Here is a 15,473-nt window from a genome sequence, read left to right as displayed (position 1 = left end):
GCTGGGGGGTTAATGCCCCCCAAGCGGCACTAATAGCACATCGACCTGGCTCGACGCGACAATAGATTTCGCCGCGCAGGCTGCCCGCGATAAAAAGCTGTGGTTATGGTTCCCGCAAATCACTAAATCAATATTTTGTTTACGACACATATCGAGAATATGGGCGTTAAGTTCCCCGGTCGCAATAACGGTCTCATAAACAGGATATTGTGCCTTTTCCACTAGTTCGCGCAGAAATTGCTGCGTTTCTTCCTGTAGAACCTCGCGAATATCCTCCAGCATGGGCGCGGCCAGCTGATTATACATCTCTGGCTCTGCGGCGAGCGTGATGAGGCTGATGCGGGCATTGTGGGGTCTGGCAATGGAAACTGCCCGGGCGACGAGCTGATGGCTTTCGGGGGAAACTGCAACGGAAACAAGAAGATGGGAGTAACTCATGGCGCACTCCTTAGATGTCTGAAAGACAGCGTTTAACCACCTTTACCGCGAAATCTCCGGTTCTGCAAGAGCAGATTACGACATTAGTGTGAAGCTTATCATAATTATTCATTAATTATTCTTATAAGAAGAATAACTGAAAAATGCGCCTAAATGAAAAAAATTAACAACTTAACGTAAATCACACAAATCCACGCTTTGACTGTTAAATCGTTTTGATGCGTTACAAACTCATTTCGAATGATCACGTCCTGAAACATCTTTTTTGTGCTACCTGCATAACTATATGTTTTTTCACGGTAAGAAAAATGTTTCCAGGAGAGGAGCTTGATGTAAATGTTTCCGCGCGGCGCTTACGGCAGGAAAAGCACGTTGTATGCCAGTTTGGATCACCCTTCTGCATGAGTATTCGTCAATTAAGAATACAAAACAGTACCGATTGGATGAATTTTGAACAAATTACAAGTCATACTGATGGATTTATGGGTCATATTCACTTAAATTGTGTGACGTGGATCACATTTTTTTTAAATTTGAGGGTGGCTGGATTGTATGTGGCAAAACTGACGAGTAGAGTTTGCGTCGAATTAGGAAAAATCTTAGTTATTTGTAAGAAATGATAAATCATGTAAGAGACGCATTCGCGGTTTCTCTCTTACGGTTTTAGTGAATACAAACCTAAATTCAACTATGCATTTAGCCTTTTCTTTTTTATACCGGGTGATTTCCCGGCGACATCACGGGGTGCGGTCTTTCCGCATAAAAATAATAGTTGGTTATTCGGGATGGGAACAATGCATACATCCGAGTTGCTAAAACATATCTATGACATCAATTTGTCGTATTTACTGCTCGCGCAGCGTTTGATTAGTCAGGACAAGGCGTCCGCGATGTTTCGTCTGGGTATTAACGAAGAGATGGCAACCATGCTGGGCGGATTAACCCTCCCGCAAATGGTTAAACTGGCTGAAACGAATCAACTGGTTTGCCAGTTCCGTTTCGATGATTCGCAGACAATAACGCGTCTGACGCAGGATTCCCGTGTGGACGATCTTCAACAGATCCATACCGGTATTCTTCTTTCCACTCGCTTGCTTAACGAAATCAGCCAGCCTGATGACGCAGCCCGTAAGAAAAGGGCCTAGCAATGAGCGAGAAAAGCATTGTTCAGGAAGCGCGTGACATACAGTTGGCCATGGAGCTGATTACACTGGGTGCTCGTTTACAAATGCTGGAAAGCGAGACTCAGCTGAGCCGTGGTCGTCTCATCAAACTGTACAAAGAGTTACGTGGTAGTCCCCCGCCGAAAGGCATGCTGCCGTTTTCTACCGACTGGTTTATGACGTGGGAACAGAATATTCATGCTTCCATGTTCTGTAATGCCTGGCAGTATCTTCTCAAAACCGGTTTGTGTAGCGGCGTTGACGCCGTGATCAAAGCGTACAAACTTTACCTTGAACAATGCCCACAGCAGGAAGAAGGCCCTCTGCTGGCGCTGACCCGCGCATGGACGCTGGTGCGTTTTGTTGAGAGCGGAATGCTTGAACTGTCGCGCTGCAACTGCTGCGACGGCAATTTTATTACCCATGCTCATCAGCCTGCAGGCAGCTTCGCCTGTAGTTTATGTCAGCCTCCATCCCGCGCAGTAAAAAGACGTAAACTTTCCCGGGATGCTGCCGATATTATTCCACAACTGCTGGATGAACAGATCGAACAAGCTGTTTAACCCGAACGTGTGGGAAAGATTCCAGCAGCGGTAAGCAATTACCGCTGCTTTTTTTTACCCCGCAAACGGTAAACGCTGCGAGCTGAACGTCCTTGCCATAGTCACTAGCGGAAGGATGATGTCGTGCTTATCTTATTAGGTTACCTGGTAGTTCTCGGTACAGTTTTCGGCGGTTACATGATGACCGGCGGGCACCTTGGAGCACTCTATCAACCGGCTGAACTTATTATCATCGGCGGCGCAGGGGTAGGGGCTTTTATCGTTGGTAACAACGGTAAATCGATCAAGGGCACGCTGAAAGCGATTCCGTTGCTGTTCCGTCGCTCGAAATACACCAAAAGTATGTATATGGATCTGCTGGCACTGCTCTATCGCCTGATGGCGAAGTCGCGTCAGCAGGGCATGTTCTCGCTTGAACGGGATATTGAAAACCCGAAAGAGAGCGAAATTTTTGCCAGCTATCCGCGAATTCTTGCTGACGCCATGATGCTGGATTTCATCGTCGACTATCTGCGACTCATCATCAGCGGCAACATGAATACCTTCGAAATCGAAGCGCTGATGGACGAAGAGATTGAAACCCACGAAAGCGAATCTGAAGTGCCGGCCAACAGCCTGGCGCTGGTCGGCGACTCGCTTCCGGCATTCGGTATCGTTGCCGCGGTAATGGGCGTGGTTCACGCCCTGGCCTCGGCGGACCGTCCGGCAGCCGAGCTGGGCGCGCTGATTGCCCACGCGATGGTGGGTACTTTCCTCGGTATTTTGCTGGCGTACGGCTTCATCTCTCCGCTGGCGAGCGTTCTGCGCCAGAAGAGCGCGGAAACCACCAAAATGATGCAGTGCGTGAAGATCACGCTGCTCTCTAACCTCAACGGTTACGCGCCACCGATCGCGGTTGAGTTTGGCCGTAAAACGCTTTACTCCAGCGAGCGTCCGTCGTTTATCGAGCTTGAAGAACACGTGCGTGCGGTGAAAAACCCAAACCAACAGACGACAACTGAGGACGCATGAAAAACCAGTCCCATCCGATCGTCATCGTAAAAAAACGCAAGCACAAGGGCGGCGGGCATGGCGCACACGGCTCGTGGAAAATTGCGTACGCCGACTTTATGACCGCAATGATGGCATTCTTTCTGGTGATGTGGCTGATCTCCATCTCCAGCCCAAAAGAACTGATCCAGATTGCCGAATATTTCCGTACGCCGCTGGCAACGGCGGTGGCCGGCGGGCCGCGTATCTCTAACAGCGAAAGCCCGATCCCGGGCGGCGGCGATGATTACACCCAGCAGAAGGGTGAGGTGAAAAAAGAGCCGAACATCGACGAGCTGAAAAGAAAGATGGAGCAGGCGCGTCTGAAGAAACTGCGTGGCGATCTCGATCAGCTGATTGAGGCGGATCCGAAGCTGCGCGCGCTGCGCCCGCATCTGAAGATCGACCTGGTGCAGGAAGGGCTGCGTATTCAGATTATCGACAGCCAGAACCGCCCAATGTTTAAAACCGGGAGTGCGGAAGTCGAACCGTACATGCGCGACATTCTGCGTGCCATTGCACCGGTGCTGAACGGCATTCCTAACCGAATCAGCCTGTCAGGACACACGGATGATTTCCCGTACGCCAGTGGGGAGAAGGGATACAGCAACTGGGAGCTTTCTGCCGATCGTGCCAACGCCTCGCGTCGCGAGCTGGTGGTAGGTGGGCTTGATGATGGCAAGGTACTGCGCGTAGTCGGCATGGCCGCAACCATGCGCGTTTCCGACCGCGGGCCGGATGATGCCATCAACCGTCGTATCAGTCTTTTAGTGCTGAACCAGCAGGCGGAGCAGGCCATCCTGCATGAAAACGCCGAAAGTCAGAATGAGTCACTGGACGATTTAAAACAGCCTGGGGCCGTTCCTTCGGCTGCCGTTCCAACATCGCCACCAGCCAATCCGAGGTGATAGCGTGAGCATGGATATTAGCGATTTTTACCAGACATTCTTTGATGAAGCCGACGAATTGTTGGCCGATATGGAGCAACACTTGCTCGATTTGGTGCCCGAAGCACCGGACTCCGAGCAGCTCAATGCCATCTTCCGTGCGGCGCACTCTATTAAAGGCGGAGCCGGAACGTTTGGATTTACCATCCTGCAGGAAACGACCCATTTAATGGAAAACCTGCTTGATGAAGCACGACGCGGTGAGATGCAGCTCAATACCGACATTATCAACCTGTTTTTGGAAACCAAAGATATTATGCAGGAACAGCTCGACGCCTATAAAAGTTCGGCAGAGCCTGATGCCGCCAGCTTTGAATACATCTGCAACGCGCTGCGCCAGCTCGCCCTGGAAGCAAAAGGTGAGGTCGCTGCAGCCGTTGTCCCTGCGGCGAAACTGAGCGTTGTCGATGCGGTTGCTGCCGACGAGGCCGCGCCAGCCGCTGCACAAGCGGGCAAACTGCGCGTTGTGCTGTCTCGCCTTAAAGAGAGTGAAGTTAACCTGCTGGAAGAAGAGCTGGGTAACCTTGCGAAATTAAGCAACGTGGTAAAAGGCAAAGACAGCCTTGCCGCGACGCTTGATGACGGTATTGGGCAGGACGATATCGTGGCGGTACTGTGCTTTGTGATCGAAGCTGACCAGATCGCCTTCGAAACCGAAACGGCCGCGGTTGACGTCCCTGCCGCTGCGGAAGAGGTGGCCGCTGTCGCTCAGGCCGCCGCACCGGCTGTGGCTCCTGCGGCTCCGGCGCTGAAGGCCGTGCCAAAAGAGGCCGCGGCACCTGGCCGTGGTGAGAAACCTGCCGCGCGCTCCAGCGAGTCAACCAGTATCCGCGTTGCCGTTGAGAAGGTCGACCAGCTGATTAACCTGGTGGGTGAACTGGTGATCACCCAGTCGATGCTGGCCCAGCGTTCTAACGAACTGGACCCGGTCACGCACGGCGATCTGATCACCAGCATGGGCCAGCTGCAGCGTAACGCCCGCGACCTGCAGGAATCGGTCATGTCCATCCGTATGATGCCGATGGAATATGTCTTCAGCCGCTTCCCGCGTCTGGTCCGCGACCTTGCCAGCAAGCTGAATAAACAGATTGAACTGACCCTGATGGGCAGCTCAACCGAACTGGATAAGAGCCTGATCGAGCGCATTATCGACCCGTTAACGCACCTGGTGCGTAACAGCCTCGACCACGGTATCGAACTGCCGGAAAACCGTATTGCCGCCGGAAAATCCCCGGTCGGTAACCTGATCCTCTCTGCAGAACACCAGGGCGGGAACATCTGCATTGAAGTGACCGACGACGGCGCGGGTCTTAACCGCGAGCGCATCCTTGCAAAAGCGATTTCGCAGGGGATGGCGGTCAATGAAAACATGACCGACGAAGAAGTGGGCATGCTCATCTTCGCGCCGGGCTTCTCTACCGCAGAGCAGGTGACCGACGTGTCCGGGCGCGGCGTAGGCATGGACGTGGTGAAACGTAACATCCAGGAGATGGGCGGCCACGTTGAGATCCAGTCTAAACAGGGTTCCGGCACCACCATTCGCATCCTGCTGCCGCTGACGCTGGCGATCCTCGACGGCATGTCTGTCAAAGTGGCGGACGAAGTCTTTATCCTGCCGCTGAACGCCGTGATGGAATCCCTGCAGCCGCGTGAAGAAGATCTGCATCCTCTGGCGGGCGGCGAGCGCGTGCTCGAAGTGCGCGGTGAATACCTGCCGCTGGTGGAACTGTGGAAAGTGTTCGAAGTGGACGGGGCGAAGACAGAGGCCACGCAGGGCATCGTTGTGATCCTGCAAAGCGCGGGCCGTCGCTACGCGCTGCTGGTCGATCAGCTGATTGGTCAGCACCAGGTGGTAGTGAAGAACCTCGAAAGCAACTACCGCAAAGTGCCGGGTATTTCTGCCGCCACCATTCTGGGTGATGGTAGCGTGGCGCTGATCGTCGATGTGTCGGCGCTTCAGGGATTAAATCGTGAACAACGTGTGGCGTACACAGCCGCCTGATTAAGTAGAAGGTAATAACATGACCGGTATGAGTAATGTAACGAAACTGGCGGGCGAGCCATCAGGGCAGGAATTCCTGGTATTCACTTTAGGCGATGAGGAGTACGGCATCGATATCCTGAAAGTGCAGGAAATCCGTGGTTACGACCAGGTTACCCGCATCGCTAACACGCCTGCTTTTATTAAAGGTGTCACCAACCTGCGTGGCGTCATTGTGCCAATCGTGGACCTGCGCGTGAAGTTCAGCCAGGGCGACGTTGACTACGACGACAACACCGTGGTGATCGTTCTGAATCTGGGGCAGCGCGTGGTAGGTATCGTGGTGGATGGCGTATCTGATGTGCTTTCCCTGACCTCTGACCAAATTCGTCCTGCGCCGGAGTTTGCGGTCACGCTGTCGACCGAATACCTGACCGGCCTGGGCGCGCTCGGCGAGCGTATGCTGATCCTGGTGAACATTGAGAAGCTGCTGAACAGCGATGAGATGGCGCTGCTGGATATCGCCGCGAGTCACGTAGCGTAGGTAAATGCAAAACGGCAACCCAGGTTGCCGTTTTTTGTGTTTGCTCCCTCTCCCTGTGGGAGAGGGATGGGGTGAGGGCATCAGGCCTCACCCTTTTTTTCACCTTACGCTTCCTGCTTTACCAGCTCAGCTTCCGCTTCCGCTTCCCGCGCGCCTTCATTCTGCGACAGCATCGCGGTCGCAATACCATTCCCCAGCACGTTAATTGCGGAACGGCCCATATCCAGGAAGTGGTCGATCCCCATCAGCAGCAGAATACCCGCCACCGGAATATTAAAGCTTGGGATTGTCGCTGCCAGCACCACCAGGGATGAACGCGGTACGCCCGCAATCCCTTTCGACGCCAGCATCAGAGTCAGCATCAGCACCGTCACTTCAGAGAAGCTCAGGTGAATGTTGTACGCCTGAGCGATAAACATCGAGGCGAAAGAGCAGTACACCATCGAACCCACCAGGTTGAAGGAGTAGCCAATCGGCAGAACGAAAGAGGCGATGTTGCGCGAGCAGCCGAAGCGCTCCAGCTGCTCCAGCGTTTTCGGATAGGCGGCTTCAGAGCTGCTGGTGGTAAACGCCACCAGGACCGGATCTTTCAGCATGCTGACCAGGCGAAACACCTCTTTTTTCAGCACCATGTAGCCCACGGCCAGCAGCACCATGCAGGTGAGAAGAATGGCAACATAGTAGCCGCCAATAAAGGAGGCGTAGTTCAGCAGAATGCCCAGACCCTGCGTGGCAATGACGGATGAAATCGCCGCGAAAATGGCCAGCGGAGCAACGTACATCACGTAACCCGTTACCTTCAGCATGATATGGGAAACCACATCCAGCGCGGCCACCAGCGGCGCGTTGAATTTCTGCCCCAGCGACGCGCCGCCGATGCCGAAGAACATCGAGAACACCACAATCTGCAGGATCTCATTGTTCGACATCGCCCCCGCGATGCTGGTCGGAATGGTGTGCGACAGGAACGCTTTCAGCGTCATACCGCCAACGGCCAGGCCGGTATCCACCGCTTCTGTCGGGACCGTCAGGTTCAGACCGCTTCCCGGATGCTCCAGCGTGACGATGAACAGGCCAACCAGAATTGAGAGCACGGATGAGCTGATAAACCACACCATCGCTTTGCCGCCAACGCGGCCAATGGTGGAGGTTTCGCCCAGCTTCATAATGCCGACGGTGAGCGTGCTGAAGACCAACGGTGCAATGACCATTTTGATTAAACGGAGGAAAATATCGGTCAGAAGCGTAATATTATCCGACCAGGCTGTGATGGCATCCGCAGATGCATACTCATGAATTGCTGCCCCTGAAAGAATACCCGCCAGCATGAATATCACGATGAAGAGTGTGAGTTTGTTTGCACTTGCCACGAAAAAAGACCCTCTATGCGCTTCAGATGTAGCCCGCGTCGATACATATAAATTTTTTATTACGATGCGGGAAATTATTCGGCACATAAATTGACGCAAAGTGTAGGGGGATACAACTCCTTTTTAAGTTTTATTAATTTTGTTGTTAATGCGCCGACGATATATTGTGATCAATGTCACACTTTAATGGATATATTCTCCCCGAATAGAATAAAATTGCTGCCTGAATTAATTTAACTTTCTGTTATTTATAAGAAAATTGAGTCAATAAGACATATGCCTTATGCGTTAACGGTCAGGTGGTCGAAGCGATATCCGTAAACTAAATTCTCAATAACCCCCTCAGAGGAACGTTAAGCGGGGCTAACATCTTGAACGACAAAAATAAAATGTGGCAAGGGAACGGAGACGTCTTCTGGAGGGTGGTAAATGAAAAGAAAACTTCTTTTGATCTGCGCAGGCACCTTACTGGCTGCGACAACGGCTCATCAGGCGCTGGCCGTCACCAGCAGCGGCACCATCGGTGCAACGCTGACGCTGACAAACGGGTGTCTGATAAACGGCTCGCCCGCACAAAGTGGCATTAACTTTGGTACGCTCGATTTCGGTACCCATCCGGCAACCTTTTCCACGCTTACGACGCAGCTGAGCGGCGCCAGCGGCGGAAACACCTTCACCATCCAATGTACGACCGCCAGCTATACGGTCGCGATCACCGGTAATACCCACTCCACCGCGCCCGGCTCGGTTGTCGGTTCGCCGGGCACGCCTGAACGCTATCTGGTGAATACGGCCAACGCGGCACAGGGCGTGGCCTACAGCCTTTACAGCGACAGCGGGTTTAACACCGTGATTGCCAATAACGCCGCGCTGCCGATCGCGTCCACGGCAGGCGGGGTGGACAGCTACACCCTGTACGGGCGAATTACCGGCGGCGGTAACAGCGTGACGGTCGTTCCGGGAACCTACACCGACACGATTAACGTCAGCGTCACCTACTAGTCCCGAACCGCCATGAAGGCATCTCTCACAGGTCTGCGCAAACGCGCAGAGGGACGCGTGCAGCCTTTTTTTACGCTGATCGTCGGATTGCTCATGATGCCCACGGCGGATGCGGTGACATCCCAGTCGTTTAAGGTCAGCGCGACGATTGTCCCGGGATGCGCGGTGGCTACCGGTAGCGGAGGGCTTCTCGGTACGCTGGATTTTGGCAGCCATAACGGCGTCGAGAGCGCGCCGGTCAGCACCAGCTTTGTGCCAAACGGGGCGTTGTCTATTGCCTGTACGCCAGGCGTGGCGCTGAGCATGAGCATTAATGGCGGTCAAAATTATTCATCCGTTCGCCGCATGAAGCGCGCGAACGGCGTCGATATGGTGCCATACCGGCTCTACAGCAGCAGCTCGCTGGCCGCGAACAGCGAAATTGGCGTCAACCAGGCGATAGCGGTGACCTATACCAACAGCAATAACATCGCGCTGCCGCTTTTTGGCGTGGCGCTACTGACCGGGTTTAGCCCGGCGGGAACCTATTCCGATCAGCTCACCGTGACCTTGTCATGGTAATAAAGGGAGAGTGTTGATGAAGCCATTTTTCAGACCGGTTTGTCTGGCGGGCGCGTTGGGAATGGCGGTTGCTGGCCAGGCGCAGGCGGCGGCCACCATCCTGCTATGGCCCATCGATCCGTGGCTTGCTGCGGACGCCAACGCCACGGAGCTGTGGATCCAGAACCAGGGAAACAGCGCCACGACGATGCAGGTTCGCATCGTGCGCTGGAAGCAGGAGGACGGACACGAGCGCTATACCGCGCAGCAGGACGTGGTCGCCAGCCCGCCCATCGTCACGATTGGCACGGGCAGCAAGCAGCTCATTCGCCTTATCAAACAGGCTACGGTTCCTGCAGGGGTCGAACAGGCATATCGCATTATCGTCGATGAAATCCCCCAGCCGGATGCCAAAGCCGAACCCGCTATCGGCCTGAAATTGCAGATGCGTTACTCCATCCCTCTGTTCGTATATGGACAGGGGATCCCGACCATCAAAGAGGGCGCGCATCACGCGCTGGCGGAGACCCACAACCTGAGCTGGCGGGTGACGCAGGCTGAAGGTAAGCCTGCGCTGGAGGTCAAAAATCGGGGGGATGTCCACGTCAGGCTGAGCCAGGTGGCGCTGGAGCAGGGAGGTCAGAAACGCACGGTGGCGGATGGATTGCTGGGTTACGTCCTGCCGGGCAGCACCCGCAGCTGGCCTATACCCGCTGGCGTTCGTCAGCCAGAGCGGATGAGCGCGCAGATTAATGCCAGGGACGAACAATGGCAGTCGACGCCCGTCAACTGAAGCCGGCGATGATGTTACTGCTATGCGTCAGTTCCGCGACCCTGGCCGAGCCCGGCGACGACAGTTTACCGCCGCCTCCCCACGCACAGGCGGTAAATGATGAGGCGGTTTTCCAGCTGGCCATCGTGGTGAATCACTACGATACCGGCCTGGTCGTGCCCGTGACGCAGCGTAAAGGCGCTTTCTTTATCTCCAGCGCCGATTTGCTGCGCGCGGGGCTGCCCCCGGCGCACGTTCCCACCGGCGAGGTAAATCTCTCCTCGCTTGCTCAGGTTCGGGTGGAGTACGACAGCGCCGCGCAGCGCCTGCTGCTGACCGTTCCTCGCGACTGGGTGACGGCCCGCGTGACGCCTTTCAGCGCGCAAGCGGCGCAGGCCAAACCTCACTATGGGCGCGGGGCGCTGCTGAATTACGATCTCTACACCAACCACACGGAACATATCGGCGGTCAGGCGTCGATCTGGCATGAGTTCCGCTACTTCAACGAGAACGGCTCGTTTTCCTCGACCGGTTACGCGCGGGAAAATTTCACCGGCAACCACGGCCAGCAGGAAGGGTATGTCCGCTATGACACGACCCTGCTGTTCACTAACGAAGATGACGCGATGAGCTGGAGCGCCGGGGATGTCATCAGCGATGCCCTGAGCTGGAGCTCCAGCGTGCGGATGGGGGGGATAAGCGTCGGGCGGGATTTCTCCCTACGTCCTGACCTGGTGACATGGCCGCTGCCCGAGTTCGCGGGGGAAGCCGCGGTACCCACCTCGGTCGATCTCTTTATCAACGGCTATCGCTCCGGTTCAACCCAGCTTCAGCCGGGCCCCTTCACCCTGACTAATCTGCCCTATATCAACGGCGCCGGGGATGCGGTGCTGGTCACGACGGATGCGCTGGGGCGCCAGGTAAGCACCACGCTACCGTTTTACGTCACCAGCGACCTGCTTAAGCAAGGGCTGAGCGACGGCGCCGTCACGCTCGGCAGCCTGCGGCGCAATTACGGTATCAAGAATTTTGACTACGGTCCGGCAGCCGGCAGCGGCTCGTATCGCTACGGGATGACGGACTGGCTAACCCTCGAGGGCCACGCGGAAGGGGCGCAGGAGCTGGCGCTGGGCGGCGCGGGGACGGTGATAAAACTCGGCCAGTTTGGCGTGGTGAATACCTCTTACTCGCAAAGCCGCATGCGCGGTGATGCGGGCGGGCAAATCAACTGGGGTTACCAGTACAGTACCAGCGAGTTTAGCGTCGCCACCCAGCACACGCGTCGCGACCGCGGCTTTGGCAATCTCGCCCTCTACGACCAGCCGACGGTGTATGACGAAAACGATAAGCCCATCGCCAGCTTTAGCCGTAATACGGACCAGTATTCGCTGACCTTCAATCTGGGACGGTACGGCAACATCGGTGCAGCCTGGATCGGCGTGGAGAGTTTTGACAGCCAAAAAACCGAGCTGCTTAATCTCTCCTGGAGCCGCAACCTGTGGGGAGCGAGCAGCATCTACCTGGCCGGCAGCCGGGATCGGCAGCGGGGAGACTGGACGGTCGCGCTGTCGCTGCAGGTGCCGCTGGGGGCGCGCGACAGCGCTGCCGTCACCGTCGAAAACACTCCGGATGCAGGCAGCACCCAGCGCATTAACTACAACCACTCCATGCCTTCTGACGGTGGGTTCAGCTGGAACATGGCCTGGGCCAACCAGTCGAGATCCAGTGATTATCAACAGGGTACGCTGGGCTGGCGCAATAACAACATCGAGCTGCAGGGCGGCGGCTATGGCGAAAGGGATACCATGACCTGGTGGGGCGAGGCGATGGGCGCCGTTGTGCTGATGGACGGCGAGCTGTTCGCGGCGAATAAGATCAACGATGCTTTTGTGGTCATCAGTACCGACGGCCACCCGGACGTGCCCGTCAGCTATGAGAACCAGCCCGTCGGTAAAACCAATAACAACGGCTACCTGCTGGTCAGCGGGGTGTCGGCGTATTACCCGGCAAGCTACCGGATTGATACTTTGAATCTGCCGGCGGATACCCGTCTGAAAGAGACCGAGCGGCGGATCGCGATTCGGCGCCACAGCGGCTATCTGGTCGATTTCCCGATGGAGCAGGAGCGGGTGGCAAGCGTTATTCTGCATGACGCGCGCGGGAAGGCGTTGCCGGTGGGTAGCCAGGTTCGACGCGCCTCGCGCAGCAATGCGGTGGTGGGGTATGACGGCATCGCCTGGCTGGAAAATCTCAGCGATGTGAACCCGCTGGAGGTGATCGCACCTGACGGGAGGCGCTGTAAGACTACCCTGACCGTGGGGGCCAATCCGGAGCACAAGCTGAAAACCTACGGGCCGCTGATTTGCCGGGAGGCGCCATGACGCGCCTGCTGCTGTTGATCCTGCTGCTGTTCTCCGGCGGCGGCTGGGCGGCGTGTACCGTCAGCACGGTTAATGCATCGTTTGGCAGCGTCACCTCGTTCGCGCTCAGCGGAACCGGGGAAGTTCAAACCACCGGCACGCTGGTGGTGGCCTGCGATGCCGTGCTGAATCTGCTGACCAGCGACTCGGTAACGCTGACCTACACCGCGGCATCGGTTTCGGGCAGCAGCCGGGCCACGATGAAACGCACGGATAATGCGGCCATCACCGACGTGATCCCCACCCGGCTGTGCGGGTTATCGGGATGCGCGAGCAGCAGCGAGGTACAGATAAGTAAATCGTATACCTGGAGCGGGAATACCCTGCTGGGATTGCTGGGATCAAAGCAGTACAACATTCCGCTCTATTTCCGCACCGTCGCCGGGCAAAACGTCACTGCCGGGCCATATCAGGTGCAGTTAACCTTCAGCATTAACTACAGCGTCTGCTCCGTGGGCGCGCTTGGCGTTTGCACAATCAATCAGACGGGAACCGCGACAACCACCATCCTGCTGGATATGACCGTCACCAACGACTGCAGCGCCATGACCACGCCAGATGTGAACTTCAACAGCGCGCCGCTGGTACAAAGTTTCCCCACTGTCTCACAGGCGATTGCCGTCACCTGTACCAAAGGAAGTTCGTATACCATCGGCATTAATAACGGGGCCAACGCGCTGAACAACGTGCGGCGGATGGTGAGCGGCAGCAACGCCATGAGCTACGACATCTATAAGGAAGCCACCGGTAACCGCTGGGGCGGCAGCGGCAGCGAGCGCTGGTCCAGCGCGGTATCGTCCCAGGTCAGTACCGACGGTTTACTGCGCACCTACAACTACACCGCTAAAGTCCTGACCAATCAGGCCACGCCGCCCGCCGGAACCTACACAGACACGCTGATTGTCGACGTGGCGTTTTAACCCCGCGCTTTTCCCTTTCGCAAATGTAAAGTTCCTGTGGGCTGTGCCGATAACACCGTTAATAAATCTATGAGAAGGTGTTGTATGTTGAACCGTATCCGCGTTGTCACAATGCTCATGATGGTGCTGGTCATTTTCGCACTTCTTCAGCTTATCTCCGGCGGGCTTTTTTTCTCGTCATTAAAACAGAACCAGGACAGCTTCGCGGCCTCGAACGATCTCCGCCTGCAGCAGAGTGAACTCACGTCGACGTGGGATCTGATGCTGCAAACGCGTATCAACCTGAGCCGCTCGTCCGCGCGCATGATGATGGACCCCAACAATCAGCAGAGCAGCGCGAAAACGGATCTGTTGAAAAATGCCCGTGCCACCCTCGCTGACGCCGCGAAACATTACGACGCCTTCAAAAAGATCGCCCCGCAGCCTGCTATGGAGCAGGTGAGCCAGAATATCGATGAAAAATACAATGCCTACCATACCGGCCTGACAGAGCTGATTCAGTTCCTGGAGAGCGGCAATATGGACGCCTATTTCGCGCAGCCAACGCAGGGGATGCAAAACGCACTCGGCGCGGCGCTGGGGGAATACGCGAAGGTCAGTGGCGATCTCTATCACTCGGCCTTTACGGCAAGCCAGAATGACTACCGCTTTGCAAAATGGCAGATGGCCGTGATGGCGCTGGCGCTGGTCATTGTGCTGATCGCGGTCTGGTACGGCATTCGCCACATCCTGCTGAACCCTCTCGGCCGCGTCATTGCCCACATCCGTGAAATTGCCGGCGGTGACCTGACCAAAACGCTGACCGTTTCCGGGCGCAATGAGATCACCGAGCTGGCAAACAGCGTTGACCATATGCAGCGTTCGTTAATCGAAACCGTCGCCAACGTGCGCAACGGGTCGGAGGCTATCTATACCGGCACCAGCGAAATTGCGATGGGGAATAACGATCTCTCATCCCGAACCGAGCAGCAGGCTTCCGCCCTGGAAGAGACGGCCGCCAGCATGGAGCAGCTCACCGCGACCGTGAAGCAGAACGCCGATAACGCCCGCCAGGCGTCTCAGCTGGCGGAAAGCGCCTCCGAGACGGCGCAGCGCGGCGGACGCGTGGTGGATGGCGTGGTGAAAACCATGCACGAAATCGCCGACAGCTCGAAGAAAATCGCCGACATCATCAGCGTCATCGACGGCATTGCCTTCCAGACCAACATTCTGGCGCTGAACGCCGCCGTGGAAGCGGCGCGCGCGGGCGAACAGGGGCGCGGGTTTGCCGTGGTAGCCGGGGAAGTACGCAACCTGGCCAGCCGCAGCGCCAACGCGGCAAAAGAGATCAAGTCCCTGATTGAAGATTCCGTCTCCCGCGTGGATACCGGCTCCGTGCTGGTGGAAAGCGCCGGGGAGACAATGAATGACATCGTGAATGCCGTCACCCGCGTGACGGACATCATGGGTGAAATCGCCTCTGCGTCCGATGAGCAGAGTCGTGGTATCGACCAGGTTGCCCTGGCGGTATCGGAAATGGATCGCGTGACACAGCAAAACGCCGCGCTGGTGCAGGAGTCCGCTGCGGCGGCCGCTGCTCTGGAAGACCAGGCGAGCCGTCTGAAGATGGCCGTCTCGGCGTTTCGTCTCGCTTCACTCGCTGGAAACTCGGTCACCCCGCAGGCGACGTATCGCGCGCCAGCCGCTGAATCGGCTGCAAACCGTACGCGCACCGCGACGACCGGACAAGATGAAAACTGGGAAACATTTTGACTGACAATTAAACCGCGGCTGCTTGCCGCTTG

Annotated in this window: 14 protein-coding genes; 12 read left to right on the top strand and 2 right to left on the bottom strand. The window is 56.3% G+C overall.

Features of this window, described 5'->3' with window-relative positions; genetic code table 11:
* Positions 1–9: 9 nt before the first annotated feature.
* Positions 10–438, bottom strand: a complete 429-nt coding sequence (gene uspC, locus ACMGGX_RS01570) for a universal stress protein UspC (protein WP_023312265.1) — start codon at positions 436–438, stop codon at positions 10–12.
* 794 nt (positions 439–1,232) lie between these two features.
* Between uspC and flhD the strand changes: the two genes are divergently transcribed.
* From flhD to cheW, 6 genes are all read left to right on the top strand, one after another.
* Entirely contained in the window at positions 1,233–1,583 is a 351-nt protein-coding gene (flhD, locus tag ACMGGX_RS01565; protein ID WP_023336137.1) for a flagellar transcriptional regulator FlhD, read from the top strand.
* A 2-nt stretch (positions 1,584–1,585) separates the two neighbouring features.
* Positions 1,586–2,164, top strand: a complete 579-nt coding sequence (gene flhC / locus ACMGGX_RS01560) for a flagellar transcriptional regulator FlhC (RefSeq protein WP_013096051.1) — start codon at positions 1,586–1,588, stop codon at positions 2,162–2,164.
* A 123-nt stretch (positions 2,165–2,287) separates the two neighbouring features.
* Positions 2,288–3,175, top strand: a complete 888-nt coding sequence (motA, locus tag ACMGGX_RS01555) for a flagellar motor stator protein MotA (protein WP_008500417.1) — start codon at positions 2,288–2,290, stop codon at positions 3,173–3,175.
* Positions 3,172–4,101 (top strand): flagellar motor protein MotB, encoded by a 930-nt coding sequence (gene motB / locus ACMGGX_RS01550; protein WP_032658606.1) that lies wholly within the window; start codon positions 3,172–3,174, stop codon positions 4,099–4,101. Before motA ends, motB begins: the two co-directional genes overlap by 4 nt.
* Positions 4,102–4,105: 4 nt before the next feature.
* Positions 4,106–6,142 carry a chemotaxis protein CheA gene (cheA, locus tag ACMGGX_RS01545; protein ID WP_087822798.1) on the top strand — a complete coding sequence of 679 codons (2,037 nt, stop codon included), beginning with the start codon at positions 4,106–4,108 and terminating at the stop codon, positions 6,140–6,142.
* Between the two features lie 19 nt (positions 6,143–6,161).
* Positions 6,162–6,665 (top strand): chemotaxis protein CheW, encoded by a 504-nt coding sequence (gene cheW, locus ACMGGX_RS01540; RefSeq protein WP_023312262.1) that lies wholly within the window; start codon positions 6,162–6,164, stop codon positions 6,663–6,665.
* A 104-nt stretch (positions 6,666–6,769) separates the two neighbouring features.
* On the opposite strand, the gene ACMGGX_RS01535 is transcribed toward cheW, so the two are convergent.
* Entirely contained in the window at positions 6,770–8,035 is a 1,266-nt protein-coding gene (locus tag ACMGGX_RS01535) for a dicarboxylate/amino acid:cation symporter (RefSeq protein WP_039263672.1), read from the bottom strand.
* Positions 8,036–8,464: 429 nt separating this feature from the next.
* Here ACMGGX_RS01535 and ACMGGX_RS01530 point away from each other — a divergent pair, with 429 nt between their 5' ends.
* From ACMGGX_RS01530 to tar, 6 genes are all read left to right on the top strand, one after another.
* Complete coding sequence (locus ACMGGX_RS01530; RefSeq protein WP_023312260.1) at positions 8,465–9,037, top strand: spore coat U domain-containing protein; 573 nt, start codon at positions 8,465–8,467, stop codon at positions 9,035–9,037.
* Between the two features lie 12 nt (positions 9,038–9,049).
* On the top strand, positions 9,050–9,598 hold the full coding sequence (locus ACMGGX_RS01525; RefSeq protein ID WP_181593372.1) for a spore coat U domain-containing protein: 549 nt from the start codon (positions 9,050–9,052) through the stop codon (positions 9,596–9,598).
* Between the two features lie 16 nt (positions 9,599–9,614).
* Positions 9,615–10,370 carry a molecular chaperone gene (locus tag ACMGGX_RS01520; protein WP_181593371.1) on the top strand — a complete coding sequence of 252 codons (756 nt, stop codon included), beginning with the start codon at positions 9,615–9,617 and terminating at the stop codon, positions 10,368–10,370.
* Positions 10,346–12,730, top strand: a complete 2,385-nt coding sequence (locus ACMGGX_RS01515) for a fimbria/pilus outer membrane usher protein (RefSeq protein ID WP_420297941.1) — start codon at positions 10,346–10,348, stop codon at positions 12,728–12,730. The genes ACMGGX_RS01520 and ACMGGX_RS01515 overlap by 25 nt, the downstream gene beginning before the upstream one ends.
* On the top strand, positions 12,727–13,689 hold the full coding sequence (locus ACMGGX_RS01510) for a spore coat U domain-containing protein (RefSeq protein WP_032658592.1): 963 nt from the start codon (positions 12,727–12,729) through the stop codon (positions 13,687–13,689). Before ACMGGX_RS01515 ends, ACMGGX_RS01510 begins: the two co-directional genes overlap by 4 nt.
* An 84-nt stretch (positions 13,690–13,773) precedes the next feature.
* On the top strand, positions 13,774–15,441 hold the full coding sequence (gene tar / locus ACMGGX_RS01505) for a methyl-accepting chemotaxis protein II (RefSeq protein ID WP_063439368.1): 1,668 nt from the start codon (positions 13,774–13,776) through the stop codon (positions 15,439–15,441).
* The last annotated feature ends 32 nt before the right edge of the window (positions 15,442–15,473 follow it).

It is taken from the genome of Enterobacter sp. BNK-29, assembly GCF_048684785.1.
Taxonomy (GTDB): Bacteria; Pseudomonadota; Gammaproteobacteria; order Enterobacterales; family Enterobacteriaceae; genus Enterobacter; species Enterobacter cloacae_M.
Note: the sequence above shows the minus strand (reverse complement) of the source record. Positions and strands in the feature narration are given on the sequence as shown.

Bases quoted from the DNA above. Each gene is read 5' to 3' on its own strand.
- ACMGGX_RS01510 (WP_032658592.1), top strand. From the start codon at position 12,727: ATGACGCGCCTGCTGCTGTTGATCCTGCTGCTGTTCTCCGGCGGCGGC.
- ACMGGX_RS01525 (WP_181593372.1), top strand. From the start codon at position 9,050: ATGAAGGCATCTCTCACAGGTCTGCGCAAACGCGCAGAGGGACGCGTG.
- flhC (WP_013096051.1), top strand. From the start codon at position 1,586: ATGAGCGAGAAAAGCATTGTTCAGGAAGCGCGTGACATACAGTTGGCC.
- uspC (WP_023312265.1), bottom strand. From the start codon at position 438: ATGAGTTACTCCCATCTTCTTGTTTCCGTTGCAGTTTCCCCCGAAAGC.
- ACMGGX_RS01515 (WP_420297941.1), top strand. From the start codon at position 10,346: ATGGCAGTCGACGCCCGTCAACTGAAGCCGGCGATGATGTTACTGCTA.
- tar (WP_063439368.1), top strand. From the start codon at position 13,774: ATGTTGAACCGTATCCGCGTTGTCACAATGCTCATGATGGTGCTGGTC.
- cheW (WP_023312262.1), top strand. From the start codon at position 6,162: ATGACCGGTATGAGTAATGTAACGAAACTGGCGGGCGAGCCATCAGGG.
- ACMGGX_RS01520 (WP_181593371.1), top strand. From the start codon at position 9,615: ATGAAGCCATTTTTCAGACCGGTTTGTCTGGCGGGCGCGTTGGGAATG.
- flhD (WP_023336137.1), top strand. From the start codon at position 1,233: ATGCATACATCCGAGTTGCTAAAACATATCTATGACATCAATTTGTCG.
- ACMGGX_RS01530 (WP_023312260.1), top strand. From the start codon at position 8,465: ATGAAAAGAAAACTTCTTTTGATCTGCGCAGGCACCTTACTGGCTGCG.
- motB (WP_032658606.1), top strand. From the start codon at position 3,172: ATGAAAAACCAGTCCCATCCGATCGTCATCGTAAAAAAACGCAAGCAC.